The sequence below is a fragment of the Streptomyces sp. adm13(2018) genome (assembly GCF_008042145.1).
Taxonomy (GTDB): domain Bacteria; phylum Actinomycetota; class Actinomycetes; order Streptomycetales; family Streptomycetaceae; genus Streptomyces.
The window spans coordinates 1-844 of sequence record NZ_RDBH01000224.1 but is presented as its reverse complement, the minus strand read 5'-3'; the positions used below and the strand labels follow the sequence as shown (position 1 = coordinate 844).

Below are 844 nucleotides of genomic sequence, written 5' to 3'. Positions count from 1 at the left end.
GCACCTGGAAGCCATTGCCGACGCGCTGCTCGCGTTCCAGCACACCGTTCTGCCGCTCGGCGACGAGAAACCCTCGGCCGCCCACCGTTCCCGGCTCGCGCTCGCCGAAGCCGCCGGGACGGTGCTCGCCGGTGGCCTCTCCGTGCTCGGCATCAGCGCACCCGAACGGATTTGAAAGAGTTCAGACATGAGTCGTTCCGCCCACCCCGCAGGTCCTCGCCACGCCGACGTCCTTCCCGAGGGCCACTACACCGCGCCCCCCGCCGACCTCAACGTCCTCGACCCCAAGGTGTGGTCGCGGACCGTCGAGCGCGACGAGCGCGGTGTCGCCACCGTCGGCGGGCGGAGCGTGACCGACCTCGCCGAGGAGTTCGGGACCCCCGCCTACTTCCTCGACGAGGCCGACTTCCGTGCCCGCTGCCGCGCCTGGGCCGAGGCCTTCGGCCCGGACGCCGACGTCTTCTACGCCGGCAAGGCCTTCCTCTCCCGGGCGACCCGGTCGGGGGCGCGGTGGCGGGCGGCGGCGAGGAGGACGAGGGGGTGGTCGCCGAGGACGCCGAGAAGTTCGGGTGCGGGCACGGGCACGTCGTACGAGGGCTCGAACCCGAGCTGCGCGGCGTTGACGACGAGCCGCCGGGCACGGGAGTGGGCGTACCGCACGCGGAAGAGGGGATTGCGCTCGTGCTGCGCGAGCAGGGGCGTCCCGTCGAGCGGCCGATCCTGGGGCGCGGCCCGCAGGAGGGCCCAGCGGGCGGCGTCGGGGCCGAGGAGGTGGGCGGCGTCGGGGCCGAGGAGGTCGGGCTCGTAGGGGCCGGGGTGGACGTGGATCCGCTCGGGGGTCTGG

1 protein-coding gene and 2 pseudogenes are annotated in these 844 nt (G+C 74.4%); 2 read left to right on the top strand and 1 reads right to left on the bottom strand.

The window, feature by feature from the left end; all coding sequences use genetic code 11:
• Both EAO70_RS35880 and EAO70_RS35875 read left to right on the top strand, forming a co-directional pair.
• Positions 1-175, top strand: a 175-nt coding sequence (locus tag EAO70_RS35880; protein ID WP_261993225.1) for a DALR anticodon-binding domain-containing protein, incomplete at its 5' end; no start/stop codon positions are given.
• A gap of 12 nt (positions 176-187) precedes the next feature.
• Positions 188-514: pseudogene (locus tag EAO70_RS35875) on the top strand (diaminopimelate decarboxylase); the annotation flags it as partial.
• On the opposite strand, the pseudogene EAO70_RS35870 reads toward EAO70_RS35875, so the two are convergent.
• Positions 463-844 (bottom strand): annotated as a pseudogene (locus tag EAO70_RS35870) (hypothetical protein); the annotation flags it as partial. The pseudogenes EAO70_RS35875 and EAO70_RS35870 overlap by 52 nt on opposite strands.